Annotated in this window: 28 protein-coding genes and 1 tRNA gene; 14 read left to right on the top strand and 15 right to left on the bottom strand. The window is 58.1% G+C overall.

Translation table 11 applies throughout. The annotated features are described in order from the left end of the window. Entirely contained in the window at nucleotides 1-591 is a 591-nt protein-coding gene (recX, locus tag ASD46_RS06925) for a recombination regulator RecX (protein ID WP_013762039.1), read from the top strand. A 3-nt stretch (nucleotides 592-594) separates the two neighbouring features. On the opposite strand, the gene ASD46_RS06920 is transcribed toward recX, so the two are convergent. The 5 genes from ASD46_RS06920 to ASD46_RS06900 all read right to left on the bottom strand — a co-directional run bounded on the left by ASD46_RS06920 (nucleotide 595) and on the right by ASD46_RS06900 (nucleotide 5581). Next, nucleotides 595-1005, bottom strand: a complete 411-nt coding sequence (locus tag ASD46_RS06920) for a c-type cytochrome (protein WP_004431671.1) — start codon at nucleotides 1003-1005, stop codon at nucleotides 595-597. A 92-nt stretch (nucleotides 1006-1097) separates the two neighbouring features. Then, entirely contained in the window at nucleotides 1098-1625 is a 528-nt protein-coding gene (locus tag ASD46_RS06915) for a DUF992 domain-containing protein (protein ID WP_004431668.1), read from the bottom strand. A gap of 248 nt (nucleotides 1626-1873) precedes the next feature. Next, nucleotides 1874-2683, bottom strand: a complete 810-nt coding sequence (locus ASD46_RS06910) for an ATP-binding cassette domain-containing protein (RefSeq protein WP_060641898.1) — start codon at nucleotides 2681-2683, stop codon at nucleotides 1874-1876. Nucleotides 2684-2717: 34 nt separating this feature from the next. After that, nucleotides 2718-4682 carry a Fe(3+)-hydroxamate ABC transporter permease FhuB gene (gene fhuB / locus ASD46_RS06905; protein WP_060641897.1) on the bottom strand — a complete coding sequence of 655 codons (1965 nt, stop codon included), beginning with the start codon at nucleotides 4680-4682 and terminating at the stop codon, nucleotides 2718-2720. Next, a complete protein-coding gene (locus tag ASD46_RS06900) occupies nucleotides 4679-5581 on the bottom strand; it encodes an iron-siderophore ABC transporter substrate-binding protein (RefSeq protein WP_060641896.1) in 903 nt (300 codons plus the stop codon). Before ASD46_RS06900 ends, fhuB begins: the two co-directional genes overlap by 4 nt. Nucleotides 5582-5929: 348 nt before the next feature. Between ASD46_RS06900 and ASD46_RS06895 the strand changes: the two genes are divergently transcribed. The 4 genes from ASD46_RS06895 to ASD46_RS06880 all read left to right on the top strand — a co-directional run bounded on the left by ASD46_RS06895 (nucleotide 5930) and on the right by ASD46_RS06880 (nucleotide 10123). Further along, complete coding sequence (locus tag ASD46_RS06895; protein WP_060641895.1) at nucleotides 5930-6193, top strand: spike base protein, RCAP_Rcc01079 family; 264 nt, start codon at nucleotides 5930-5932, stop codon at nucleotides 6191-6193. Nucleotides 6194-6404: 211 nt separating this feature from the next. Next, nucleotides 6405-8060: a phosphoethanolamine transferase gene (locus tag ASD46_RS06890; protein WP_082546140.1), complete on the top strand. Its 1656-nt coding sequence runs from the start codon at nucleotides 6405-6407 to the stop codon at nucleotides 8058-8060. Nucleotides 8061-8125: 65 nt separating this feature from the next. Continuing rightward, entirely contained in the window at nucleotides 8126-8779 is a 654-nt protein-coding gene (locus ASD46_RS06885; protein ID WP_004431644.1) for a response regulator transcription factor, read from the top strand. Between the two features lie 6 nt (nucleotides 8780-8785). Next, nucleotides 8786-10123 (top strand): sensor histidine kinase, encoded by a 1338-nt coding sequence (locus ASD46_RS06880; protein WP_060641893.1) that lies wholly within the window; start codon nucleotides 8786-8788, stop codon nucleotides 10121-10123. 61 nt (nucleotides 10124-10184) lie between these two features. Here ASD46_RS06880 and ASD46_RS06875 read toward each other — a convergent pair whose 3' ends face one another. Next, nucleotides 10185-11489, bottom strand: coding sequence for an MFS transporter (locus ASD46_RS06875; RefSeq protein WP_004431639.1), 1305 nt, complete (start codon nucleotides 11487-11489; stop codon nucleotides 10185-10187). A gap of 222 nt (nucleotides 11490-11711) precedes the next feature. Between ASD46_RS06875 and ASD46_RS06870 the strand changes: the two genes are divergently transcribed. The 5 genes from ASD46_RS06870 to ASD46_RS06850 all read left to right on the top strand — a co-directional run bounded on the left by ASD46_RS06870 (nucleotide 11712) and on the right by ASD46_RS06850 (nucleotide 17164). Beyond that, complete coding sequence (locus tag ASD46_RS06870; protein WP_060641892.1) at nucleotides 11712-12827, top strand: RHE_PE00001 family protein; 1116 nt, start codon at nucleotides 11712-11714, stop codon at nucleotides 12825-12827. 257 nt (nucleotides 12828-13084) lie between these two features. After that, a complete protein-coding gene (locus ASD46_RS06865) occupies nucleotides 13085-13315 on the top strand; it encodes a helix-turn-helix domain-containing protein (RefSeq protein WP_004431634.1) in 231 nt (76 codons plus the stop codon). A gap of 224 nt (nucleotides 13316-13539) precedes the next feature. Next, nucleotides 13540-14790: an adenylate/guanylate cyclase domain-containing protein gene (locus tag ASD46_RS06860; protein WP_041694655.1), complete on the top strand. Its 1251-nt coding sequence runs from the start codon at nucleotides 13540-13542 to the stop codon at nucleotides 14788-14790. Between the two features lie 232 nt (nucleotides 14791-15022). Next, nucleotides 15023-16015 carry an inositol 2-dehydrogenase gene (gene iolG / locus ASD46_RS06855; protein WP_004431628.1) on the top strand — a complete coding sequence of 331 codons (993 nt, stop codon included), beginning with the start codon at nucleotides 15023-15025 and terminating at the stop codon, nucleotides 16013-16015. A 264-nt stretch (nucleotides 16016-16279) separates the two neighbouring features. Further along, nucleotides 16280-17164, top strand: coding sequence for a DMT family transporter (locus ASD46_RS06850; protein WP_060641926.1), 885 nt, complete (start codon nucleotides 16280-16282; stop codon nucleotides 17162-17164). A 23-nt stretch (nucleotides 17165-17187) separates the two neighbouring features. Here ASD46_RS06850 and ASD46_RS06845 read toward each other — a convergent pair whose 3' ends face one another. Both ASD46_RS06845 and rocF read right to left on the bottom strand, forming a co-directional pair. After that, nucleotides 17188-18243 carry an ornithine cyclodeaminase gene (locus ASD46_RS06845; RefSeq protein ID WP_060641891.1) on the bottom strand — a complete coding sequence of 352 codons (1056 nt, stop codon included), beginning with the start codon at nucleotides 18241-18243 and terminating at the stop codon, nucleotides 17188-17190. Nucleotides 18244-18256: 13 nt separating this feature from the next. Next, the gene (gene rocF, locus ASD46_RS06840; protein ID WP_060641890.1) at nucleotides 18257-19177 is read right to left on the bottom strand and encodes an arginase; all 921 of its coding nucleotides are present in this window, start codon (nucleotides 19175-19177) and stop codon (nucleotides 18257-18259) included. A 132-nt stretch (nucleotides 19178-19309) separates the two neighbouring features. Here rocF and ASD46_RS06835 point away from each other — a divergent pair, with 132 nt between their 5' ends. Further along, nucleotides 19310-19747 (top strand): Lrp/AsnC family transcriptional regulator, encoded by a 438-nt coding sequence (locus ASD46_RS06835; protein WP_004431612.1) that lies wholly within the window; start codon nucleotides 19310-19312, stop codon nucleotides 19745-19747. Between the two features lie 123 nt (nucleotides 19748-19870). Then, a tRNA-Gln gene (locus ASD46_RS06830) sits at nucleotides 19871-19944 on the top strand. Between the two features lie 172 nt (nucleotides 19945-20116). On the opposite strand, the gene ASD46_RS06825 is transcribed toward ASD46_RS06830, so the two are convergent. Genes ASD46_RS06825 through ASD46_RS27440 form a run of 6 tightly spaced genes read right to left on the bottom strand, consistent with a single transcriptional unit; the run spans nucleotide 20117 to nucleotide 21711 of the window. Then, nucleotides 20117-20368, bottom strand: coding sequence for a DUF6074 family protein (locus tag ASD46_RS06825; protein WP_060641889.1), 252 nt, complete (start codon nucleotides 20366-20368; stop codon nucleotides 20117-20119). Then, entirely contained in the window at nucleotides 20365-20640 is a 276-nt protein-coding gene (locus ASD46_RS06820; RefSeq protein ID WP_060641888.1) for a hypothetical protein, read from the bottom strand. Before ASD46_RS06820 ends, ASD46_RS06825 begins: the two co-directional genes overlap by 4 nt. After that, entirely contained in the window at nucleotides 20637-21002 is a 366-nt protein-coding gene (locus ASD46_RS06815; RefSeq protein ID WP_060641887.1) for a hypothetical protein, read from the bottom strand. The genes ASD46_RS06820 and ASD46_RS06815 overlap by 4 nt, the downstream gene beginning before the upstream one ends. Further along, a complete protein-coding gene (locus ASD46_RS06810; RefSeq protein WP_060641886.1) occupies nucleotides 20999-21211 on the bottom strand; it encodes a hypothetical protein in 213 nt (70 codons plus the stop codon). The genes ASD46_RS06815 and ASD46_RS06810 overlap by 4 nt, the downstream gene beginning before the upstream one ends. Then, entirely contained in the window at nucleotides 21208-21492 is a 285-nt protein-coding gene (locus ASD46_RS06805) for a hypothetical protein (RefSeq protein WP_060641885.1), read from the bottom strand. The genes ASD46_RS06810 and ASD46_RS06805 overlap by 4 nt, the downstream gene beginning before the upstream one ends. A 57-nt stretch (nucleotides 21493-21549) precedes the next feature. Further along, entirely contained in the window at nucleotides 21550-21711 is a 162-nt protein-coding gene (locus ASD46_RS27440; RefSeq protein WP_200951519.1) for a hypothetical protein, read from the bottom strand. Nucleotides 21712-21839: 128 nt separating this feature from the next. On the opposite strand from ASD46_RS27440, the gene ASD46_RS27435 reads away from it, so the two are divergent. Both ASD46_RS27435 and ASD46_RS06795 read left to right on the top strand, forming a co-directional pair. Beyond that, complete coding sequence (locus ASD46_RS27435) at nucleotides 21840-22337, top strand: helix-turn-helix domain-containing protein (protein ID WP_200951518.1); 498 nt, start codon at nucleotides 21840-21842, stop codon at nucleotides 22335-22337. Nucleotides 22338-22495: 158 nt separating this feature from the next. Further along, on the top strand, nucleotides 22496-23458 hold the full coding sequence (locus ASD46_RS06795) for a site-specific integrase (protein WP_082546139.1): 963 nt from the start codon (nucleotides 22496-22498) through the stop codon (nucleotides 23456-23458). A gap of 2 nt (nucleotides 23459-23460) precedes the next feature. Here ASD46_RS06795 and ASD46_RS06790 read toward each other — a convergent pair whose 3' ends face one another. Next, on the bottom strand, nucleotides 23461-23742 hold the full coding sequence (locus ASD46_RS06790) for a hypothetical protein (RefSeq protein ID WP_060641884.1): 282 nt from the start codon (nucleotides 23740-23742) through the stop codon (nucleotides 23461-23463). Nucleotides 23743-24456 lie beyond the last annotated feature (714 nt).

Genomic DNA, 24456 nt, shown 5'->3' with positions numbered 1-24456 from the left:
ATGAACGATGATTCCAGCCCCTTCCTGACCGATGACATGGCACTGGATGGCGAAACGCAGGCCATCGAACCCACCAGCCGCATGCTGTCATGGGCGCGCAATTCCGCTCTCTACCGGCTGGAACAGCGCATGATGACGGAAAAGCAGCTGCGCGATGCGATCACCCGCAAGGCGCGGGAAAAATTCGAGGATATCAGCCCCGCTCAGATAAAGGCGCTTGGCGAATTCGCCGTGACCTTCGCCTATGGCATCAAGGCGCTGGACGATACGGCTTATGCAGAAATTGCAGTGCGAAGTGGCCAGCGCAGCGGCAAGTCGAAGCGCGGGCTTGCGCAAAAACTTCAGATCAAGGGCATTGATCGGGAAACGGCCGCAGTCGCACTGCAGGAAACCAACGATCTGGTGGCGGCCGTCATCTTTGCGCGGAAGCGCGCCTTCGGCCCCTTTCGCCGTGTCGAGCTTGATGAAAAACGCAAGTCGAAGGAATTTTCCGCATTCGCCCGCAACGGCTTCGGCTTCGAAATCGGCGCGAAGGTGATGGCGATGACGGTGGAAGAGGCAGAAGAGATCGTCTCGGAAGCACCGCTTTAAAGGCTATTGCGGCATCGGATGCGTTTTCAGATAAGCGATCAGATCCGCAATATCCGTTTCGCTCCACAGCCCGAAAAAGCGCATCGAGGTTCCAGGGATCGCCTTTTTTGGGCTCGAGATAAAACTTTGCAGCTCCTCCTCCGTCCAAACCCGACCCGCGGCACCGGCATCCTTCAGCGCCTGCGAATAATGGCCGTAACCAGCCACGGAGGCTATCGGCCTGCCCACCACGCCCATCAGATGCGGTCCCATGCGGGTGCGCGGCGCATCGATACTGTGGCAGGTGGAACAGCGGCTGAAAACTTTTTCCCCGTGCACCGCATCGCCTTCGGCCAATGCCGGTGCAGCAATACAGAGGAAAAAAGCCATTGAAGCCGGAAGCGTTCTGAATGCGGAGATCATCATGCCCCGCATAATACAACGCCCTCTCCGTCTGACAACGAAGAGGGCGTTTTTTGACATGCGACAGAATGCCCGGCTTTATACGCCGGGCAGTACGCCGAAGATCAGTTCATCGCCGTGAGCGTCACGGACGTACCGGTTGCGGCGAGGTTGAGGCCAACCTGACCCGTCACGCTGACTGTCTGAAGCTGGATGGAGCCCGAGGTGCCGCCAACGAGAATGTTGGTACCAACGCCGAGACCAACGGTCACTTCAGCCGTGGCGCCCTGATAAAGGCCACCGAGCGAACCACGGTGGTAACCCGCTGTCGGGGCGAAAACGGCCCAGACCAGACGGCCCTGCGTGGTGAAGCCAAGGTCAACGCCCATCTTGCGGATGGCGCCGGTATAATGGTCGGTGCGACGCGCGCCCATGGTGGACTGGAAGGTGCAATCCAGTTCCTTGGCCGAGCCGATTACGTAACCGACGCCACCGCCGATATCGCAGGTGAGGTAACCGATCTTGACGCCATTGCGTTCGTCCTGCTCCTGCGGAGCCGGCTCATATCTTGCAAGGTCGGCAGCGAGTGCGGACACGGTTCCACCGAGACCCATCGTCAATGCGGCAAAAGTTACGGCAACAGCCTTTTTCATCTGATTTTCTCCTGTTTTATTCCTACCCGCAGCAGCCCTTCTTGCCCTCTCCGGATATTGAATTCCGCACTGTTAACGTTTGTTCCCCGAAATCGATCCAAAACAACTGAATTGGGTGCAAGGAAAGCAAAACGGTTAACAATGTCTACTGGCGGTAGGATGCCATTAAGACATTGTTAGGGCGGGAAACGCCTGCGGAATTCCTGTTAAAGGCGAGTACGTCAGGGCGTTGTTTTGCTGCAACGATGTCAAAGCGGCAGTGCTACGGGAAAGCCGGTCGCAGCATGGGTCATGACATCCATACGGACGCCATAGATACGCTCCAGCGTTTCCGGCGTCATGATTTCTTTCGGCGTTCCCCTTGCGATAAGCCTACCGGAATGCAGTGCGACGATCTCATCGCAGAACCGCGCCGCCATGTTGACATCGTGCAGCACCACGATGACGCCGAGACCCTTTTCCCGCGACAATCTTTGCACCAGCGAGAGAACCTCAAGCTGGTGTGCCATGTCGAGCGCCGATATGGGTTCGTCGAGAAGCAGGCTTTCGGCGTTCTGGGCAACCAGCATGGCCAGCCACACGCGCTGGCGCTCCCCGCCGGAAAGCGTGTCCACCAGCCGGTCCCTGAAGGCCACGGTGTCGGTCAGCTCGATAGCCTCGTCCACCCTCTCCTGATCCGCCTTGGTGAATTGGCCGAGCGCGCCGTGCCAGGGGTAACGGCCAAGCGCCACCAGTTCCTTGGCCAGCATGCCGGACGCAGCCGGCGTATATTGAGGAAGATAGGCGAGCTTTCGCGCAAATTCGCGGTTGCCCCAACTCCCCAGCGGCTTCCCCTCGAACGACACCTTGCCCGCCGTCGGCTCCTGCATGCGCGAGAGTATCTTGAGCAGCGTCGATTTTCCCGAACCGTTATGGCCGATAAGACCGATGGTCTTGCCGGTCGCAAAGCTTGCAGTCAGCGGATGCAGCAATGTCCTCCCCGGAACCTCCATCGTTACCGCTTCCAGAGAGAAAAGCGGGATATCGTCGTAATCCACGGCAGGTGCGGCCTGACCCATTGTTCTCATCTCCGTAAATCGTTCAGAAAAATCATCATCGCCTGCCTGAAAGCCAGATCAGATAGGGCGCACCGGCCAGAGCCGCAAAAAGCCCAAGCGGCAACTCGTAAGGAAAGGTCACGGTTCGTGCCCCGAGATCGGAAAGCGCCATCAGCACCGCACCGAACAGGAACGATGCAAACAGGTGGTCGCGCGGTGTGGTGAAACCGGCGCGAAGCGCAATGTGCGGCGCCATCAACCCGACGAAGCTCAGTGGGCCGACCAGCAGTGAGGCCGCACCGGTGGCAATGCCGGCCACGGCGATGACTGCGATACGCGCAGTAGCGAGCGGCAGACCTAGTGAGAGCGGCACATTCCGGCCAAGCGGCAGGATCGCCAGCCAGCGCGTCACCGACAGGGCAGCGGCCAGGAGCACGACGGAAAGCACCGCAAGAAAGATCGCCGAAGCTGATGTCGCCGTCGAACCCGAGCCGCTGAGCCAGGAGAGAATTTGCCAGGCCCGCTGATCACCAATGGCAAGCAGTGCCGAAAGTACCGCCGAGCAGAGCGAACTGATGGCAATGCCGGCGAGCAGTATTTTTTCAGGCGCCAGATGCCGGCGCACCGAAAAGAACAGAACGAGCATCATGACGGCTGCCGAGCCGAGGCCGGCGCCGCAAAACAGTTCGAACAGCCCGGCGGCCGGAAAGAGCGTGATGGCGGCGGCAAAACCAAGACCCGCGCCACCGCTGACGCCGATCACCTCCGGGCTTGCCATGGGATTTCCGGTCAGCCGCTGCAGAAGCGCGCCCGCCATCGCCAATAAACCACCGGCAGCACAAGCCGCCATCAACCGCGGCCAACGAAAGGGCAGAAGGCTTTGCAGGTCGCCAGTTTTCAGCACCGTCCAGCCCTCCGGCCCCTTGCCGATGGCGAGGGCTGCAAAAACCAGCCCGGCCATGATGACAAGCACCGGCAGCAGGGAGGCAAGCCTGCGTCTGATCGCGAGATCGCCGCCCTCACTGCGATGGATATTCGTAGGCGGGATTTTCGGCAGCAGCCAAAGCAGCAAAGGCCCGCCGATGAGAGCCGTGACCGCACCCGTCGGAAACACTTCCGCTGTCGTACTCGCCAGAAGCTGCACGAGACCGTCGCAGAACCAGAGCAGCAGACCGCCCAGAAGCGGCGAAACGAACAGCACGGAAGATGCACGTCGCACACCCAGCGCACGGGTAAGCGCAGGTGCTGCAAGTCCGATAAAACTGACGAGACCGACGGCGGCGGCGACGAATGCCGCCAGCATCACGGCGACGGCAGCCACCGCCAGCCTGATCGAAAAGAGCGATACGCCGAGCGATCGCGCACTGGAATCGCCGAGACCCAGAACCGTCAATGGCCTTATCAGTAGCCCGGTGAGAACCAGACCAGCGAGAAGTTGGGCCGCAAGCAGAAACGCATTCGACCAGTCCTGCTGGCTGAGCGAACCGCCATTCCAGACCACAAGCGACATCAGATATTCGCCTCGTGCAAGCGTCAGCGCGGCGGCAACGGAAGCGGCGGTGATGCCGACCAGCAGTCCCGACACCACCATGGTGACGGGCTCGAAGGACCGCCGCCAGCCGAGAAGAAACACCACGGAGGCCGCAGCGGTACCGCCGGCGAGCGCCACCCATGCGCGGTTGCCATCCAGCACCGAGGGGAAGAACAGGGTCGCGATGACGATTGCCAACTGGGCGCCGGCAGAGATGCCAAGGGTGGAGGGGTCGGCAATCGGATTGCGCAGCAATTGCTGGAAAAGCGCACCCGACAATCCCAGCATCGCCCCCGCCAGAATGGCAACCACCACACGCGGCATCAGGCTGAAGGCGAAAATGACCTGATCCATCGACATGGACGCAGCATCGAACGGCAGGCCGGGCCAAGCGCCGAGGGGTAACCGCAGCAATCCGGCATGCAGGGAAAGCCCGCAGGCCAGAAGAAAGACGAGGCCGAAGAAAAGCTGGAGAGGCCGTGCCGTCACAATGCCTCTCCGTGGGTTGCCAGAGCCTCGGTCAAAAGCCGCGCAAAACGCATGGCTGCGGTGATACCGCCATAGGGGCTGACATTACCGAGGGTGACCACCCGGTTTTCCCGCACGGCCGGAAGCGCACGCCAGATGGCACTGTTGCGCAGGCTCTCGCGGGCCTCCACCGGAACATCCGAAACAATGACGATGCGTGCATCGGCGACGTCGGCTAGATTTTCGAGCGGAACCGGGGCGGCGAAGGTGAACTGCGAACGATCTACCCAGGCGTTGGTCAGCCCCAGCCGGCCAAGAATATCGCCGAACATGCTGTCTTCACCGAAGGCGCGGAAATGCCGGGCATCGCCGATGTTGATCACATAGGTCGGCCGCGACGCAAAACCTGCCAGGCGCGTCCGCATGGCTTGCAGCGCAAGGTGTGCCTCGTCCAGAACCTTGCGGGCTTCGTCAGCCCTGCCCAGCTTTTCGCCAAGTGCCGAGACCGCGGCAAGCGACTTTTCAAACGGCGGCTCGCCCTTCACGTAAAATGGCAATGAAAACACCGGCGCTATCGCTTCCAGCCGGCCGGTATAACGTGTGTAGAAAGGTGAAATGAGGATGAGGTCGGGCCGCGTCAGTTGCAGAAGCTCAAAATTCGGCGCGCCGCGCAGACCAAGATCAGAGACGGTTTCAGGAATTTCCGGCTCGACAGCACCTGCCCTGAACTGGATGAGTTCAGTTGCGGCAACCGGCATGATACCGAGCGCGACGGAGGTTTCCAGCATGGCCCAGTCGATCGCGGCAAGACGCGGCGTCACCGCCGCCCGCGCCTTGCCCGCAAGAGCCGAAGCGGCAAGCAGCCCCAGAAATTCCCGCCGCCCCCAACCGGAAGACATCAATCGATCTCTGCGCTTCATGCCCCTGCTGCTTCACTTGATATGCGTTATCACCGATGGGTCAGCTTGCCCGCAACGGTTCTTCCGTCACCGTAATACCATCCGAAAGTGGAGCAACTAGAAATATATTCTTTGTCAGTCAAGTTTTACGAGAATGCGCGATCCCGGGGATAAAAATTCGCCGCCATCCGCTTGGCCGACAGAAATGGCGATACGGCCAACCCCATGAAATTGCGTAAGGACCATAAGTCTTTCCGGCTGAGCCCGGTGCAGGACCGGAGCCTGCGCCGACATTTGTCTTCCCCGCTTGTCCCCGTCACCCCGGCTCACCGCATAATCACGGCGGATTTTGATTTACGGGAGACCACAATGGCTGAGACTTACACACATCATAGCGCCGGCCTCGAATCACCGGCGTCCCACGGTTTCGACATCGTTCCCGATGATAACAACCCGCTACCGTCAGTCACACGTGCCATTTATGTCGGCAATGGCGGGCAGCTATGCCTAACCCTGCTGTCCGGGGCGACGGTGACCTTCCAGAACCTGCCTGCGGGCAGCGTGCTACCGGTCCGGGCCACGCGCGTGTTTTCAACGCGCACCACGGCGACAGGCCTCGTCGGGCTGAATTAATTGATATCCGCTCGAGAGCTGGTCATCGACATGAAAACACGTCCACCGCCGCATGGAGCGCGGCGCAACATGACAGATTCATGACAATCATTCAGGTTGATGTCAGCTAAATGATGCAACCGCCATCAACTGGCCTCTGAGGCAATTCAAATACGGGCGTTCGCACTTTCATTGCTGATGCCCGCCGTTCTGAATCTGGTGGGACCTGATAGTGGCGCTTTTTACCGCGAAAACGACTGGGACTGTAACTCTTCGTCCGGAAATAGGCAGCGTGCCGCTCTGTCTGCTGACGGGAGCCTATCTGCTGTTTTTTACAAACCAGACGTTCTGGTCGAAGGTTCACACCTATCTTTCCGCCTATCCGGTCGCCATCGTTGGGCTTTATGTCGCCATAGCGGCGCTTTTCGGCGCGCTCATCACCATTTTTTCCGCCAAATATCTCATCAAGCCGTTTCTTATCTTGCTGGTATTCGCGGCCGCGGCGGCTTCATGGTTCATGGACCGCTACGGCATCATCATCGACAGCGACATGATCCGCAACGCCGTGGAGACCACGCGGGCGGAAGCGGGCAATCTGATGACACCTGGCCTTTTCTGGCATCTGACCATCTATGGGCTGGTGCCGTCGCTCGTCATCGCCGCCGTCCGGGTTCGGCATCGGCCGATCATCGACAAGCTGCTGTGGAACACCGTCAGCATCCTGATCTGCCTCACCGTTGCCGGCATCATCAGCTTTGCGAATTCCAAAACATTCACCACCGCCGTGCGCCAGCACAAGGATATCGTCAAAAGCGTCAATCCCTTGTCGCCGATCATATCCACCATTCACTATCTGACGCAGGCGGAAAAGGAAGCTGACATACAGGTGAGCCCGATCGGCAAGGATGCGAAAATCCTGCCGGCGCTGGGTGGCATCCACAAGCCACGCATCACCGTCATCGTGGCTGGTGAGACCGCGCGCGCTGCGAACTTTTCCCTGAACGGCTATGGGCGCGACACCAACCCGGAACTGGCAAAGCGCGACGTGATCTATTTCCCTAATACAACCAGCTGCGGCACTGCGACGGCGATTTCCATTCCCTGCATGTTCTCGAAATTCCCGCGTTCTGAGTATAGCCACAACAAGGCGCTCGCCAACGAGAACGTCATGGATGTTCTTGTCCATGCCGGTGTCGGTGCAACCTGGCTGGACAACAACACCGGCAGCAAGAACGTGGCCGACCGCATTCCCTTTTTCGACCTGCCTTCCACCAACGACACCCGCTTCTGCGCCGGCGGAGAATGCCGCGACGATATCTTCTTCGACAAGCTCGACGCATGGCTCGACAACGTCAAGAAGGACAGTGTCATCGTGTTGCACCAGATGGGCAGCCATGGGCCGACCTACTATCTGCGTTACACCGACGAATTCCGGAAGTTCACCCCGGACTGTCGAACCGCTGAGCTTGGCAATTGCACGGACGCGCAAATCGTGAATTCCTATGACAACACGCTTCTCTACACCGATCATTTCCTGTCGACCGTGATCGACAAGCTGAAGGCACGCTCCAACACGCTGGCAACGGGGATGATCTACGCCTCGGACCATGGTGAATCGCTTGGCGAGAACGGCGTCTATCTGCACGGCGCACCCTATCTGCTGGCACCCGACCAGCAGACCCATGTGCCGTTTCTCGTCTGGTTCGATGATGATTTCGCCAAATCAATGGGGCTGGATCGCGCATGCCTTGCAAAAGGCGCAGCAAAGGGCGGGCGCTCGCACGACAATTATTTCCACAGTATCCTTGGAATGATGAACGTCTCCACCTCCGTCTACGATTCCGCGCAGGACGTGTTCGGCGGCTGCACCCAGCGCCAGAATAGCTGAACATACAGTGCTTGACGCTTATCCCGTGAAAGCGATACGCAAGACGACGCGATAAAGGAGCTGTCTTGCGGGTTCTGCTTGTTGAAGACGATCATGTGCTGGGAGAGGCGCTGCGAGACCATGTCGCCGCGGCAGGCCACGCCGTCGACTGGTTTAAGTTGCTCGACGACGCCACGGCGGCGACGCTGACCATGGCCTACGGGCTCATCCTGCTCGACATGCGGCTGCCGGATGGCGATGGCATCACCCTTTTGCAATCACTGCGCAACCGCGATGACTCGACGCCGGTGATCATTCTGACGGCGCACGACCAGGTGTCCGACCGGATTGCCGGACTGAATGCCGGTGCGGACGACTATCTGGTCAAGCCCTTCGATCTCAACGAGCTTTCGGCACGCATGCTGGCGGTCTCGCGGCGGTACGAGGGGCGCTCCGCCCCCGTCATTCGCCTGCCCGGCATCGAAATCAACCAGGTGGCGCGCAATATCGTCGTTGACGGAACAGCGCAAACGCTCAGCGCCAGAGAATGGGCCGTGCTGGAAAAGCTGGTCGAGCATCCCGGTGCGGTCGTCTCTAAATCTCAACTGCACGACACGCTCTATGAATTCGGCGCGGAAATAGAAAGCAATACGGTCGAGGTCTATATCAGCCGGCTGCGCAAGAAGATCGGCCATGACCGCGTCGAGACCGTGCGCGGCGTCGGCTACACCATCAGGTAGACAGAAATGGCCAGACCAACCAGCATGACCCGCAAGCTCGTCACGGCGCTGACGAGCGTTGTCGCCATATCCTGGTTTATCGCCTGCGGGTTGGGCGTCATGGTGATGCAGGACGAGTTCGCTGAAATTTTCGACGCTGGCGTTGAGGAAACAGCCGAAAGACTGCTGCCACTGCTGGTGGACGATCTCAGGGAAAACAACACGGGTCCCGCCTCGCAAAAACTCAACCAGTCTGCACATGCGGCGGAATATCTGACCTATCAGGTTCGCGACCGGGAAGGACAGGTCGTCCTTCATTCGCATGACAGTTCGACCGAACCTTTCGAGGTCTCTCTCGACCCAGGTTTTTCTGAAACGGCGACCCAGCGCATCTACACGGTGGCGACACCGGACGGGAATTACTTCCTTCAGGTCGCAGATGCCTTCGCAAACCGGCGTGAGGCAATCGAGGAAGCCGGCACTGCAATTTTGCTGCCCGTTCTCATTCTTATCCCCGCCAGCATCTTTGCCGTTATCTTTGTGGTGCGCAAAACCCTGCAACCGATACAGACCTTGCGCGACGAGATCGGGAAAAAAGACGGCGGCAATCTCGCGCCGCTGGAAACCCTGCCGTTTCCGGCTGAACTTCACCCGATTGCCCGCTCGGTCAATCTGCTGCTGAGGCGGCTGCGATCGACAATCGAAGCGGAAAGGGAGTTTACCGCCAACAGCGCCCATGAATTGCGCACGCCGATTGCCGGCGCGCTGGCGCAGGCGCAGCGGCTGCACGCCGATATTCCGCCTGAACTTGCACCGCGCGTGGAAAATATCGAGAAAGCCCTGATGCATCTCGGCCATCTCGCCGAAAAACTGCTGCAGATGTCGCGCGCGGAAGCAAGGATCGGGGTAACAGACACGGCGACCGACCTCATCCCCATTCTCGAGCTCATCATCGACGATATGAGCAGAACGGCGATCGGCACGTCGCGCATCCGCTTCACCAATCGCTGCGAAGGCGGCCTGAACTGCAAGCTGGGCACGGATGCCTTCGGCATCATCGTCCGCAACCTTCTCGAAAACGCCCTGATCCACAGTCCGCCGGAAAGCCCGGTGCACATACTGGCCGAAGAGAACGGCACGATCCGCGTCGTCAATTCCGGCGCGGCGATCGACAAAGCGCTTCTTCCCAAACTGACGACGCGCTTTGTCCGAGGCCCGTCCAAGGCTGATGGCACCGGGCTTGGCCTCGCTATCGTCAGAAGCCTGATGGAACAGATTGGCGGCGAACTCGTGCTATCCTCCCCTGCACCCGGCAGACAGGACGGTTTTGAGGCCCGCATCGTGCTTCCGGTCGAAGACGCCTGAATCCGCTGAAAACAAAAGCCCCGCCAGGGGGCGGGGCTTTCGCTGGTATAATTGTGGCCGCTCAATCCTCGTGAATATGGCTGTGGTCGCGCGTATCGCGCATCTTCACATAAACCACCAGCGACAGCGCAATCATGATCGTAACGTACCAGAAGAACCAGTTTTCGTGGCCGATCTGCTTGAACTTCAAGGCTACGAATTCCGCCGTTCCCCCGAAAATCGTGTTCGCCAGCGCGTAGGGCAGAGCCACACCGAGCGCCCGGATGTGGGCGGGGAACATTTCCGCCTTCACCACCGCATTGATGGAAGTGTAGCCGGTGACGATCAACAGGCCGACCAGAACGAGAGCGAAAGCCATGATCGGGTCGGTTGTCGTCGCCAGCGTCGTGAAGATGAGATAGGTGAACAGCGTTCCAAGAATGCCGAAGCCGACCATCAGCGGCTTGCGACCCACCTTGTCCGACAGCGCACCGGCAATCGGCTGGCACAGCATGAAGACGAAGAGGGCTGCCGTGGTGATTTCGGTCGCGCTTTCCTTGCTGAAGCCGGAGGTATTGACGAGGAATTTCTGCAGATAGGTCGTGTAGGCGTAAAAGGCGAGCGTGCCGCCTGATGTCAGCGCCATGACCATCATCGCTTCCCGCGGATAGTGCTTGAACAGCGCCCATCCGCTCGATTTCGGCTTGTCCGCGTTGCCCGCCTTGGCATTTTCAAAGGACTGCGTCTCGGCAAGGCCGCGACGGATGTAAAACACCGCAATTGCAAGAACGCCACCGATGAAGAAGGGAATGCGCCAGCCCCAAGCGCCGAGCTGCTCGGGTGTCAGAACCCGCTGCAGAACCAGCAACACCGCCAGCGCCAGAAGCTGGCCGGAAATCAGCGTCACATACTGGAAACTGGAGAAAAAGCCGCGACGGTTCTTGCCGGCCATTTCGCTGAGATAGGTCGCGCTGGCGCCATATTCACCGCCGACGCTGATGCCCTGCAGCAGGCGGGCAAACACCAGAATGGCAGGCGCTGCAATGCCGATCGTCTCGTGGCCGGGTGTAATTGCGATCAACAGCGAGCCGAGGCACATCAAGGTAACGGACAAGGTCAGGCCGGCCTTGCGGCCCTTGCGGTCGGCATAGGTTCCCATGAACCACGCACCGATGGGCCGCATCAGAAATCCGACGGCAAAAACGGCGGCCGCGCTCAGCAATTCAGCGGTCTGGTTTCCGGAAGGGAAAAACACCGGCGCGAAATAAAGGGTGAAGGCCGAATAAACGTACCAGTCGTACCATTCGACGAGGTTGCCCGCCGATCCGCCGATAATGGATTTCAAACGGGTTTTCTGATCCGGTGCCGTAGCGGGACCATTTGCCATAATATTCACGGTAAACTCCAATTCATCTCGCCTGGAGGTGGAAGGGCGAACGGAAGGTGTGATAATTTGTCGCTCTCGGAGGGGGTATATACCCGCCATATTGCAATGCGCAAGTTTACGCCGCATCGCAGCATGGCAATGGCAGCGTCTACTCGCCATCTTCCGCGCCGGACCATTCTAATCCGCCTTGTCACCCGGCCGTGCTCAAACTAAAAAATATCAATGATTTACGATACATCGGACATCCATATCGAAAAGCTTCTAATCCCCGCCGCGCGCGCGGGTGAAGCGCTGGCACGACTGGACGAGAGGATAAGCCGGTCGCCGATGAAACACGGCTTCATCGAAAGGCAGGACTTTACCGACGCGATTTCCTCCATGTGGGTGGATGGCGAACTCGTCCATATGGAAGATCTGGTCCTGCATGACGCCCATATGGATGTGCGGGCGCCAACCCATGAAATGACGGCGGCGCACCGGATCGTCCGCTCAAGGCGGCTGATTTTTTCAAACGCGCCAGGCTGGGCCTTCACTGCACCAGGCCTTTCCCGTCTGCGCGGAAGAATGGGAATTGCCGCCGACGAGACGGCATTTACCCCGGAAACGGTGGATCATTCCGGCAACGAAGAGTCTGATGCAGAAGGCGAAACACCGCTGGACGGGGCCTTTTCCGAGCTGGACGCACTTCTGGCGCGAAGCGCCGCGACCTTGGACGCGATCACCGCCGGCACCACCCTTGCGCCGGTGACACATCGGGAAGAGGCCCATCCGATGATCAACGATCCCGACTGGGACGAGGAGGAAAGGCTGAAGGAATGGCGGCAGGTCCTTGGCCAGACGGAGGAGCTGCCCCCAATCCTGCGCACCGCGATCCTGCTGGATGCCTGGAATATGATCGAGGTTCTGCAACGCAGCCCCTGGCTCGGCAGGCTCATGGCCGCCGCTTTTCTGCGCGACGGGGCTGTCTCTCCCGACCACCTGCCGGCGCTCAGCGCTGGTCTTCGTGCCGTCCCGCGCGAGCGCCGGCACGCCAGAAACCAGACGCAACGCCTAGTCGCCCTTCTCGACAGCTTTTACGAGGCGGCGCTGGCCAGCATGAAGGAACATGACAGGCTGACCCACGCCAGAGAACGCATGATGCGCAAGCTGGCCGGCCGACGCTCGTCTTCGCGTCTTCCAGACCTGGTGGAGCTTGTCGTCTCCCGGCCGGTGGTTTCGGCGGCCATGATCGTCAGGGAACTCGGCACCACGCCGCAGGGCGCGATAGGGCTCGCCAATCAACTGGAGTTGAGGGAGGTTACGGGCCGCGGCCGCTTCCGTGCCTGGGGCATGCTGTAGCACAAGCCGCCAGTCTTCATCCGCCTAAACCCCGGAAAAATAGTATTTTTCTCAACCCCTTGTTCGTGCGATGAATCCCGCAGGAATCCTGCGATCACGAATCTTAACAAAATTTAACTATTGCGTAGGTGGATGAAGCGGCTATGTTCTCGCTGCGTTGCAACACGATTTTTCTCCGGTAACGCGGTCGCATTCGGCTCCGGCAACCTTTCTTTGCCATCCGCATTAAAGTGTCCACCATGAGGGAGATGCAAAAAATGACAATTTCAGTCTCACAACTCGATTCCGATCAGGAAACAGATGCTCCTTTCGCCCGAAAAGTCCTGATGGCGCGCAATCTCGCCGGATATACGGTCGATCAGCTTGCCATCACCTGCGGCCTGACAGCCAATGAAATCCGCGCCCTGGAAGACGGCTCAGACAGCGATCCTCTGCGCATCAGGCGCGTTGCCGCCGCCCTGCATATTCCAGTCGAAACCGTTATCTGATCGTTCACAACGATCCGAACCAAATCTCAGCGCCGCCGGGGACGATGTTCACGCAACATCCGGGCGGCGCGCGTAACGGTTTGAACGCTACAAGTCTCTCCGGAACATTTTCCGCTCCGCTCTCTTAACATTTCCGTTATCCGGCACCACATGATGTCCGCACGGGACATGTTCGCCATGTGGCCCGCCTGCGCGAGAGCACCAATAATTTCCGGAATCCTGCCATGACACTCAGCCTTAACACCGAAGAACGGGTTTCTTCAGCATTGGATGAATTGTGGCCAACGGAGAAAACGGAAATTCTCGACTGGCTCGTCACCGGCACGAAGGACGAGCGCTTTATCGATGAGATATTCTTCGAGCTGTGTAGCAGGTTGCGCGAGAGTGGAATTTCCATAGCGCGGGGCGCACTTGCCTTCCGCATTCGTCACCCGCAATGGCTTGGCGCGCGCATCCTGTGGAAGGCCGGCATATCGTCGGCCGAGATCACCACCTATGGCTATGGGGCGGAGAGCTCGCCCGAATATCTGAACAGTCCCATCAACGACATCCATCAGGGCGCAACCGAAATCCGCCACCGCCTGACCGGAGACGAAATCGAGCCATCCGCTTATCCGATCTATGAGCAATTGCGCGCCGACGGGCTGACGGATTATTTCGCCTGGCCGATCGAACATACGTTCGGCAAGCGCCATGTCGCCACTTTTTCCAGCGATCGGCCCGGTGGCTTTTTGGAAGCGGAAGTCCTTGCGTTGAAAAACCTGCTACCGGCGCTCGCGCTGGTCAGCGAAATTCGCCTGAAAAACCGCATGACGCGCACCCTGCTGGAGACCTATGTCGGGCCGCATGCGGGCGAAAAAATCCTCAATGGTGCAACGACGCGCGGCAGCGGCATAACGGTCGGCGCGGCGATCCTGATCTGCGACCTGCGCAACTTCACCCATATTTCCGACCTCTGGCCGCGCGATGATGTGATCGAATTGCTGAACGGTTATTTCGACGCGATGTGCGATCCGATCGAGGAATTCGGTGGTGAAATCCTGAAATTCATGGGCGATGGGCTGCTGGCGATTTTCCCGCTCAGCGATCCGCAGGCTTGTGAAAACCTGCTGAAAGCCATTGCCAGCGCACAGAAAAGTCTCGTTGCCCTCAACGACATCAATTGCCAGAAAGGCCATGACCCTCTGGGTTACGGCATCGGCGTCCATGTCGGCGATGTCATGTATGGCAATATCGGCTCGAAAACCCGCCTCGATTTTACCGTCATCGGCCCGGCCGTAAACATCGCATCACGGCTTGAAACCCTGACCAAGGAAACCGGCCGCAACGTCCTGTTTTCCGAAGAATTCGTCCGTATGGCCGGACATGAGGACAAGCTGGACAATCTTGGCCCATGGCTTCTGCGCGGCCTTGAAACCCCGGTCGAGGTTTATGCGCTTCCCCAACAAGAGGTCGTCGCACCCTCTGTCAACTGACTGCCGGTGGGGATTTTGTCCCCGTTTCAACGCTTTCTCAACGCAGCGCTCACCCGTGCTGCGCAACCTCCCGAAGAGATCATTTCGGCTGCCCTGCCCGTCGTCAAAACGCTTGACACGCCTCCGATGTCGATCTAGCAAAATAGAACATATATTCCATATCGAAACATTGTTTGCGTTCATATTCTGTCTTTCCGGGAGTGGAAGACGGGTGTGAGGAACCGGAGGAAAGATGGTTACGAAATTGGCACTGCTCGGCGCTGGACGGATCGGCAAGGTCCACGCCAAGGCGATCACCACCGACAGCCGTGCGAAGCTGGTGGCCGTTGTGGACGCCGTTGCCGGTGCTGCGGAAGCAATCGCCCGCGAAGCGCAGTGCAAGGTCAGCACAATCGACGAGGTTCTGGCTGACAAGACGATCGATGCCGTCATCATCTGCACGCCGACCAACACCCATGCCGATCTGATCGAGCGTTTCGCCCGTGCCGGCAAGGCCATCTTCTGCGAAAAACCCGTCGATCTGGATGTGGCCCGTGCGGAAGCCTGCGCCAAGGTGGTTGAGGAAACCGGTGCAAAGGTGATGCTCGGTTTCAACCGGCGTTTCGATCCGCATTTCCAGGCCGTGCACAAGGCAATCGAGGATGGCCGCATCGGCAAGGTCGAAATGGTGACCATCACCAGCCGCGATCCCGGCCCGCCGCCAGCCGAATATATCAAGGTTTCCGGCGGCATTTTCCGTGACATGACTATTCATGATTTCGACATGGCGCGGTTCCTGCTCGGCGAGGAAGTGGAAAGCGTATTCGCCACCGGTTCCGTTCTCGTCAATCCGGAGATCGGTGCACTCGGCGATTTCGATAGCGCCAGCATCATTCTGACGACGAAAAGCGGCAGGCAAGCCAGCATTTCGAATTCGCGACGCGCGACCTATGGGTATGACCAGCGTATCGAAGTGCATGGTTCGCTCGGTTCGGCTGCGGCCGAGAACCAGCGGCCGGTCTCCATCGAGATCGCCAATGCTGAGGGCTACACCCGCCCGCCGCTGCATGATTTCTTCATGACGCGTTATACGGCGGCCTACGCGGCGGAAATTACCGCTTTCATCGATTGCATCGAAAACAATGTGGCTCCGTCACCCTCCATCAAGGATGGGCTGATCGCATTGAAACTGGCCGACGCTGCGCTGAAATCCGTCACCTCGAAGGCGGCCGTGACGATCGGCTGATCGACGCAGAAATCACTCCGTAACCGACATCCTGTCCGCGGTGCGTTAACGCATGGCGGACAGGAAAACAGCTATTCGCAAAGCTTTCGCCAGCATCGGCGCCACCCGTGAACTTGACCGGGCAGAGGCAGTCTTCGGACTTGCATGGCAGCTATTCGGAAAATAAGGTTGTCTGACAAGATGCGGCCAGACCATATGGCTGCTGTTCACCTTATTCACGCCGAATCCTCTTTTTGCCGGCAACAGCCGGACAGTGGTTTATTTATGCCATCACCCAAGACCGGTTATCTTTATGCGCTCATAGCATTCACGATCTTTGCAGCGCAGGATGGCATATCCAAACATCTTGGCAGTTCTTATCCGCCCGTCTTCGTCGCAATGCTTCGATACTGGGCCTTCGCCGTCTTCGTTTTGTTGATGGCTGCAAGGTCCTCTGGCGGCATTCGGGGCGCTGTCATGGCAAACCGTCCGTGGCTGCAGATCAGCCGCGGCGTCCTTCTTGCCGTGCAGATTGTTTTTTCCATTTTCTCCTTCGCCGTTGTCGGGCTGGCGCACAGCCACTCCATCCTCGCTTCGGCGCCGCTGATCGTCGCCGCACTGTCCGTGCCGTTGCTTGGCGAACATGTGGGCTGGCGGCGCTGGTGCGCTATTTTTGTCGGCTTCATCGGCGTTCTCGTCATTCTGAAACCTGACGGCGAAGAGTTCGACAACCGCCTGCTGATCACTTTCATCGCCGCCTTCATGCTTGCGCTCTACAGCGTCCTGACCCGCCTTGGCAGCAAGAGCGATTCAGCGATGACGAGCTTCTTTTATACCGGCGTGGCCGGTGCGGCAGCACTGACGCTGGTGGGTCCGTTTTATTGGGTTAGCCTCGCACCCCAGGATTGGGGCTGGATGCTGGCGCTGTGCATTACCGGCATGAGCGGCCATTATTGCCTGATCAAGGCATTCGAGCTGGCGGATGCGGCCTCGGTGCAGCCGTTTTCCTATTACCAGCTCGTGCTCGTCTCCATCATCGGCGTCACCATCTATGGCGAGGTCGTGACATCCAACATGGTTCTGGGTGCTGCAATCGTGATCGCCGCCGGTCTCTTCACCATCTGGCGGGAACATGCCGTTGCCCGCAGGGAACGCAGGCGGGCTGACTGACGTCATTCCCGTTGAACGTCCTCTCAGGCGAGAGCCGCCTCGCAACGCAGCAGCATTCCAAACAGGTCGCGCGGCTCATCCGGATCGGCCAGCAGATCCAGTTCCGTATAAAGCCCGGTGGCGGCCAGTTTCGAGCGCACATAACGCAGCGCCGAAAAATCCTCGGTCGCGAAACCGACGCTGTCGAACAGCGTGATCTGCCTGTCGTTTACCCGTCCCTGCTTTTCACCCGATATGACCTGCCATAGCTCAGTGACGGGGTAGTCTTCGGGCAATTGCTGGATTTCACCTTCGATGCGCGTCTGCGGTGGGTATTCGACAAAAATGTCCGACCGCAGCAGAATGTCCCGGTGCAGTTCCGTCTTGCCGGGACAATCGCCGCCGACGGCATTGATGTGAATGCCAGGACCAACCATGTTGTCGGTCAGGATCGTCGCATATTGCTTGTCAGCCGTGACGGTGGTGATGATATCAGCACCTTCCACCGCGCTCTGCGCACTATCGCAAATTTCGATGGTAAAGCCCTGCCCGGCAAGATTGCGGGCGCATTTTTCGCTGGCGGTCCGGTCGATATCGAAAAGCCGCACCGTGTCGATGCCGAGAATGGCCTTGAAGGCCCGCGCCTGGAACTCGCTCTGCGCGCCATTGCCGATGATGGCCATCGAGCGGGCATTTTTGCGGGCTAGGTGTTTTGCAGCGAAAGCCGAAGTAGCAGCGGTGCGCAGCGCCGTCAGAATGGTCATTTCGGTCAGGAGCAGCGGATAGCCGTTGCCGACATCGGAAAGCACCCCAAAGGCGGTCACCGTCTGGCGGCCCTCCTTCATGTTTTTCGGATGGCCGTTCACATATTTGAAGCCATACAGCGTTCCATCACTGGTCGGCATCAGCTCGATGACGCCCTCTTGGGAATGCGATGCGATGCGTGGCGTCTTGTCGAAACTTTCCCAGCGGCGGAAATCCTCTTCCACCACGTCGGCCAGCTCGCGCAGAAACGTATCGATCCCCACGCGCAGCACGAGTTTCATCATATGATCGACGCTGACGAAAGGTACGATATTAAGGTTCGGTATAATCGTCATTGCATCATCCCCCTCAGCCGGCCCGCGTCGGGCGATCCATAACCCGCTTGCCCATCAGGCTGGCAGCCAGGTCGACCATCAGCGTCGCCGTCCTGCCGCGCTCATCGAGAAACGGGTTAAGCTCCACGAGATCGAGACTGCACACAAGCCCGCTATCATGCAGCATCTCCATCACCAGATGCGCCTCACGGAACGTCGCCCCACCCGGAACCGTGGTGCCGACCGCAGGCGCGATCGACGGTTCGAGGAAATCGACATCGAGACTGACATGCAACAGGCCGTTTGCCGCCTGCACCCGCGCAAGGAACGCGCGCAGCAGAACCGCGACACCATGCTCGTCTATCGAGCGCATGTCGTGAACGGTGATGCCGCTGTCTTCCAGTGCGGCTCTCTCGGCTGGATCGACGCTGCGGATGCCGATCATGCCGATATTTTCCTCAGGAACCGCATGGGAGAGCGGCGGAAAGTAACCCGAAAATCCGTCGCGACCGCTGAAATAGGCGACCGGCGTGCCATGCAGGTTACCGCTGCGCGTCGTTTCAAGCGTGTGGTAATCGGTATGGGCATCTAGCCAGAGCACGAAAAACGGCCGGCCACTCTCCGCCACCCGCCGCGCCATGCCGGCGACGGTTCCCGCGGAAATTGCGTGGTCGCCGCCAAGAAAGATCGGAACGGCGGCAGCACTTTCGCGATAGGCGGCCTCCGTCAGCGCCTCGGTCCAGGCGACTGTCTCAGCGAGATGATGCACCGCCGGATTGGGGTGGCTAAAATCCCTCAGCGGCGCCGGCGTTACATTGCCGGTGTCGACCACCCGATGGCCCAGATCTTCGAGCGCCCGCGTGAGACCGGCGATGCGATACGCACTCGGCCCCATCTCACACCCCAATTGCCCGGCTCCGATTTGCAACGGCGCACCGATCAGCCTGATATCCATTTGAGCCCTCGCTTTCATCAACCGATAACCTCACTAAACCACACAGACATGGCGGAATGAACATCAAATATTGGCAATATTATCGAAATAGGCTATCGATTTGGTCAAATCTATTTATCAGAATGGCTACCAATGGATGATCTCGACGAACGGCTCGTGACCCTTTTGAGGCATAACGGCAGACGCAGCATTTCCGATCTGGCGATCGAGACGGAAACCTCGCGCGCAACGGTACGCTCACGCATCGAAAAAATGGAAAATGACGGGACTATCATCGGTTATACCGTCATCCTGCGTGCCGATGCGGTGGAGGCGGCGATCCGCGGCATCATGATGATCGAGATTGAAGGCCATGTGACGGACCGCGTCATCCGCACGCTCGGCGGTTTCCCGGAAATATCCGAAATTCACAGCACGAACGGTCGCTGGGACCTGATCGTAGAACTTAACGCCGCCACTCTCAGCGATTTCGACGCGGTGCTCCGCCGTATCCGCCTTGTCCCTGGCATTACCGGCAGCGAGACCAGCCTTCTGCTCTCCACCCCACGCTCCACCCGTGCGCGGCTCTGACGCAGGAGACAGACGCAAAAGAGCGACGAAAACGCATTTTTCGATTTTTTCGACTTGCGCCTCGCAAGAAATCATCTATATGACGACCCACCAAAGCGAACGCGGTAACCCGCTTCAGGCTTTTGGGGAATAGTTCAATGGTAGAACGACGGACTCTGACTCCGTTAATCTTGGTTCGAGTCCAGGTTCCCCAGCCAACGCTTTCATCAAAGATTTCAAAGCGTTAGACAGGGAGCTTGGCTTCTAATTGCCGAAATCCATGTCGCATCATGTCACACGCTGTTCTCCCTTGTTTTCCGGGGATTCCCCTACAGCCACGGCTATTCCATGCAACACGCGTTGCAACATGCAACATGCTGTCATTTGCTTTCATTCTGCTGTAATCGCGCGCTCGGCATAGGCGCGCTGCATCTCTTCCATAACGGCACCGGTGAAGAGCAGAGCTTGCTTCGAAACTTCAGCCCCACACATGCCGATCGCTGTCAGGCGGGCGGCCAGGAGGCGCATCTCTTCCCGCCAGTAGCGGCTTGCGGCCTCACCATGCAGCCGGTCGAGATTGCCGGCGCAACGCTTGATCTCGCTGCGCTGACGATGGGCAGGAAAGCAGATGACATTCTTCATAATGCTCTCCAGAGTCCGCAGTCATAGCCCATGGCCTGAAGCTGCTTGCGTTCGCTGCGAATATGTACCCTCAAGCCCTCGGGCTCTTCCCGGCTCATAGGTGGCTCGAAATCGTCATCCGATTCGCGGTCTTCAAGCCGTGGATCTGCATCGGCCAGATACGGCTCAAGGTTCTCGTCGCCGTCAAGAAGATCGAGGAGAGCGATAAGCTCCTCAATCCTCTTCTCCAATTCAGCGCGGCGGAACTGCAAGATTGCGGGGGGTCGGGTCATTCGTTGGCCTCCTCCTTCGACTTTTGAGCAGTATCGAAAGAGGCAATCAGAGCTTTCGCCTTGTCGTGAAGCTCTTCGATATCAGCCTTCAACTGGACTTCTGAAATCGCCTGAGCCACCAGGCCATTGAGATACTCAGCCACAGGCTTGACGGGTTCCGGCGCACTGTCTGAACGATCCCCCATCCTGCAAACGATGCCCTCTGCCATATCGCGAGCGATCCAGAGGAGGCTGTCAATGCGGCGATCGACGGGACCGTCGGCAGTGTCGAACTGGAGCGCGCAAATCACATCGAGGAGGTCGTTTAGATTTCGCGCGGCGGAATCGAGGCAATCGGTCTTGTCGATTACTAACTTGCTCATGCGAGCTCCTCCCGAACTTCGTCGATCCGGTCGCCAAGGACCTCGATCCGATTGTTGATCTCATCGATTACGGAATGGAGCGCGTTGATCTGCTGCATGTCATTGAGATCTGCGCAGGCCATGAAAAGCGCGTTGTTGAGGTTCTTCACGACCGAAACCATGTTGGCGATGTCGAGGAGCTTACGCTGGGCGAGAGAGGGCGCGGTCATTCCGAAGCTCCTTCTGTGCGACGGGTTTCAAGGATCGTCTCCCAAGTCTGGTAGATGCGCTTGATCAAGTCTGCAGTCTGGTAGGTGGCAAACAGCATGTCCTCGACTTGGTTGTTGGTGAGGTAATATTTGTTGCTCGTATTCGGCTGACCAAGACAATCACCGATCAACCGGGAGGTAATAGACGCCATACGGGTGGCATCAGCGAGAGGATTTTCTAGGTCTGCGATGTCAATCTTTGCAGGCATGGCTTCGCCAGCGGCCGGACTCGTATTCGGCATGGTCATTCTCCAAGTTGTCGAGAGGGTTTTGTCACTCCCTAAAAAGGGAGACGGTCTTTATGCGAGTTCGAGAGCAGCGCCGCCGGTCAACTGCGGATCGCGAGGCGCTGGGACAACCAGAGCCGCGCCATTGTCGCGCTCGGCACGTTCGAAAGCAGCCTTCAAAGCCGAGTTGGTAAAGAGGCTGGAGAGGCGAACCTGCTCAATCTTCTTTTCCATGCTACATTTTCCTTTCCAGATAAACATTTTCTGTCTATACATAAACCATAAGGGTTAACCATAGTCAACAGTAAATGTTTACTCGTAAGCAAAAAACGTTTATATGAGTGACATAGCAAGAGGAACTGATGTTGAAAGCCAACCAAATCCGAGCGGCGAGAGCCCTACTGAACTGGTCACAAGGTGAACTTGTCGAGAAGTCTGGCCTGTCACTAACGACAATCAGGCGCATGGAAGATGACAAGATTGGACCTGAGCGGAGCTCTGCCGGCAACGTCGCCACTATCATCAAGATCATCGAGGAGGCAGGCGTGACCTTCCTACATGAAGGAGATCAGACGCCAGGGGGGGCAGGTGTGAGGTTAGAAATCAACCCACGAGCAAAGCTTTTGCCTTCTGAAATCTCAGAACTTCCATGGTCGGAATGGCAATATTGTTCGGACGAGGCGGCTGCCCTCAGAACGATCAGGAGAATTTGGCCCCAAACTGTGTTCAGAACTCCGACTTCCAACGATCACTCATCAATGAATGTGTGGGCCGATCAGCAAAGCACCGTGAAAGCTGGCGAGTTGCGTCTGTCCAGCGAGAATAGTCGTTGGGAATATCGTTATCGCCTCTTCAGCTAACGCGAAACCCGCTTATCGCTACCAAAGGTATGGTCATCACGACCATTCCTTGAGGGTGTTCGCATGACACGAATACCTCTCGCATGTGCATGACACACATCCCCTAGGCACCCTAGGGATTGCCGCCATGGCAATACCTTTCGAAAGGAGAGCATTGAATGTCCGCGTTGACGTTGATCTCCTCGCAGCCGGGAATAGAGGCTGTCTCCGATCTGTCTGACGCTGCGCTGGACTATGGCCGCGCTGCGCTGTCCAGCAACACCATGCGAGCCTACAAGAGCGATTGGCAGGATTTTCAGGACTGGTGTGCGGCTCGCGACCGATCGCACCTGCCGGCCGTCCCTGCGACCGTTGCGAATTATGCATCGTCGCTGGCCGACGCTGGCAAAAAGGTTCCCACAATCGCCCGCAAGCTGGCCGCAATTCGCTTCTTCCACCGCGGTGCTGGTTTGGACAATCCGACCGACAATGCAGGCGTTGCGGCCATCCTGAAGGGCATACGTCGCACAGTGGGCACAGCGGCCCGCCAGAAGGCACCGGCGACTGTCGATGTCATTCATGCCATGCTCGCTAGAATCAACGCTGACAGCCTCCAGGGTAAGCGGGATAGGGCTTTACTCTTGCTCGGTTTCGCTGGCGCCTTCCGGCGATCGGAGCTTGTGGCGATCACCGTCGAGGATCTGACCTTCAGCGATGAAGGTGTGGACGTGTTTCTCCCGAAGTCCAAGACCGACCAGGAGGCGAAAGGCCAATCGGTTGCCATCCTGAACGGTAAGGCCCTGAAACCCGCTGACAGGCTCAAGGAGTGGCTTCAGGTGGCTGGGATAACCTTTGGCCCAATCTTCCGCCGTTTCAATCGTGGTGACCGCCTGACGGCTGAGACGCTGACGGATCAAGCTGTGGCGCTTATTGTCAAGAAGTATGCCGACGCCGCCGGCCTCGATGTGGCGAGCCTATCCGGTCACTCGCTGCGCGCTGGCTTTGTCACCTCAGCAGCGGAGAACCGGGCGAGCATTTCACGTATCATGGAAGTGACGAGACACCGCGACCCGCGCACTGTTGAAACCTATGTACGCCGAGCCGATAGATTCAGGGATCATGCGGGGGACGGATTTCTATAGCGCTACGGAAGGTTGCGCCACACTCCAATAGCTTGGAGGGTCGCGCCAATGGCCAACAAGCCGAAACCGATAATTAGCAGCCAACTACCTTGAGCCTTATCGACCCATTTTGAACTATTGACGGCAATGACGATTGTGTTGCCGTGCATATTTTTAAAGTTTTCATCGTGGATTTTTAGGACTTCTGAAAGAGCCTTGATTATGTTCCTGACCCTAATAGCAAGAAGTACAGAGCCTAACGCGCTTAAAACAGCACCTATAGCCCGCAAGTCTAAAAATTCCATATTCTGCTCATCCTTCTTCGAAGATAATGGTATGTCGGTTACTCAACTCGTTGAACTACCCGAAGTGGGCCCGGGTAGAGCAGTTCAGGCAGATCGCCTTCGGCAATAGGATGAATCCAATACTCGACCGCTTCTGCTGGCAAATAACTAAGATAAGGCGGAGCTCCATTCTTAGGCCTAGAAATCAGAGAGAAGCTGCAGCGCCTTGGAACCAGCGGCTCCCCCTCTGGTTCCACACTGAATATGCTGGCGCTCGGACGGTATTGGTCGCGAAAAGCTCTAGCGAAATCTATGGTTTCCGTAACAAAAATGCAGTTCAAGCGCGATGGAGCCTCGCTGGCTAAGGCCACGCGGGCGGTCTCAAGCAGCATCTCTCGCAGTACGAGGCTGAATGAGTCTGAGGTTGTGGCAAAGGTGCCATAATGGAAGAGCCTGATGAAATCTCCATGCCGTCCAGGCTCTAGAATAGTCCCAACTTCATGAGAAGCCGGGCTCACATGAAAATACATAAAGTCCCCCGAGTTTGCCCAGGCTCTTAATCGATATATTTCTTTGCCGTAGCTCTCAACCTGTCAGAGTGCTCGTAGCTTCGGAGGGGTCGAAAACATCGTAGCCTGTTTAGCGGCAATCTCGATGAGAATCAGCGTCATTCAGGATGAGACTCGCGCCGGGGTGTGACGGAGGGAGGGCGTAGCCCGATCGTAGTCATACCTC

This window comes from Rhizobium sp. Root491 (assembly GCF_001427205.1).
Classification (GTDB): domain Bacteria; phylum Pseudomonadota; class Alphaproteobacteria; order Rhizobiales; family Rhizobiaceae; genus Agrobacterium; species Agrobacterium tumefaciens.
This window is presented reverse-complemented; position numbering and strand designations above follow the sequence as displayed.

Coding starts and splice junctions, on each gene's coding strand:
- recX (WP_013762039.1), top strand. CDS start 1: ATGAACGATGATTCCAGCCCCTTCCTGACCGATGACATGGCACTGGAT.
- ASD46_RS06920 (WP_004431671.1), bottom strand. CDS start 1,005: ATGCGGGGCATGATGATCTCCGCATTCAGAACGCTTCCGGCTTCAATG.
- ASD46_RS06915 (WP_004431668.1), bottom strand. CDS start 1,625: ATGAAAAAGGCTGTTGCCGTAACTTTTGCCGCATTGACGATGGGTCTC.
- ASD46_RS06910 (WP_060641898.1), bottom strand. CDS start 2,683: ATGGGTCAGGCCGCACCTGCCGTGGATTACGACGATATCCCGCTTTTC.
- ASD46_RS06900 (WP_060641896.1), bottom strand. CDS start 5,581: ATGAAGCGCAGAGATCGATTGATGTCTTCCGGTTGGGGGCGGCGGGAA.
- ASD46_RS06895 (WP_060641895.1), top strand. CDS start 5,930: ATGGCTGAGACTTACACACATCATAGCGCCGGCCTCGAATCACCGGCG.
- ASD46_RS06880 (WP_060641893.1), top strand. CDS start 8,786: ATGGCCAGACCAACCAGCATGACCCGCAAGCTCGTCACGGCGCTGACG.
- ASD46_RS06875 (WP_004431639.1), bottom strand. CDS start 11,489: ATGGCAAATGGTCCCGCTACGGCACCGGATCAGAAAACCCGTTTGAAA.
- ASD46_RS06870 (WP_060641892.1), top strand. CDS start 11,712: ATGATTTACGATACATCGGACATCCATATCGAAAAGCTTCTAATCCCC.
- ASD46_RS06865 (WP_004431634.1), top strand. CDS start 13,085: ATGACAATTTCAGTCTCACAACTCGATTCCGATCAGGAAACAGATGCT.
- ASD46_RS06860 (WP_041694655.1), top strand. CDS start 13,540: ATGACACTCAGCCTTAACACCGAAGAACGGGTTTCTTCAGCATTGGAT.
- iolG (WP_004431628.1), top strand. CDS start 15,023: ATGGTTACGAAATTGGCACTGCTCGGCGCTGGACGGATCGGCAAGGTC.
- ASD46_RS06850 (WP_060641926.1), top strand. CDS start 16,280: ATGCCATCACCCAAGACCGGTTATCTTTATGCGCTCATAGCATTCACG.
- ASD46_RS06845 (WP_060641891.1), bottom strand. CDS start 18,243: ATGACGATTATACCGAACCTTAATATCGTACCTTTCGTCAGCGTCGAT.
- rocF (WP_060641890.1), bottom strand. CDS start 19,177: ATGGATATCAGGCTGATCGGTGCGCCGTTGCAAATCGGAGCCGGGCAA.
- ASD46_RS06835 (WP_004431612.1), top strand. CDS start 19,310: ATGGATGATCTCGACGAACGGCTCGTGACCCTTTTGAGGCATAACGGC.
- ASD46_RS06825 (WP_060641889.1), bottom strand. CDS start 20,368: ATGAAGAATGTCATCTGCTTTCCTGCCCATCGTCAGCGCAGCGAGATC.
- ASD46_RS06820 (WP_060641888.1), bottom strand. CDS start 20,640: ATGACCCGACCCCCCGCAATCTTGCAGTTCCGCCGCGCTGAATTGGAG.
- ASD46_RS06815 (WP_060641887.1), bottom strand. CDS start 21,002: ATGAGCAAGTTAGTAATCGACAAGACCGATTGCCTCGATTCCGCCGCG.
- ASD46_RS06810 (WP_060641886.1), bottom strand. CDS start 21,211: ATGACCGCGCCCTCTCTCGCCCAGCGTAAGCTCCTCGACATCGCCAAC.
- ASD46_RS06805 (WP_060641885.1), bottom strand. CDS start 21,492: ATGCCGAATACGAGTCCGGCCGCTGGCGAAGCCATGCCTGCAAAGATT.
- ASD46_RS27440 (WP_200951519.1), bottom strand. CDS start 21,711: ATGGAAAAGAAGATTGAGCAGGTTCGCCTCTCCAGCCTCTTTACCAAC.
- ASD46_RS27435 (WP_200951518.1), top strand. CDS start 21,840: ATGTTGAAAGCCAACCAAATCCGAGCGGCGAGAGCCCTACTGAACTGG.
- ASD46_RS06795 (WP_082546139.1), top strand. CDS start 22,496: ATGTCCGCGTTGACGTTGATCTCCTCGCAGCCGGGAATAGAGGCTGTC.
- ASD46_RS06790 (WP_060641884.1), bottom strand. CDS start 23,742: ATGGAATTTTTAGACTTGCGGGCTATAGGTGCTGTTTTAAGCGCGTTA.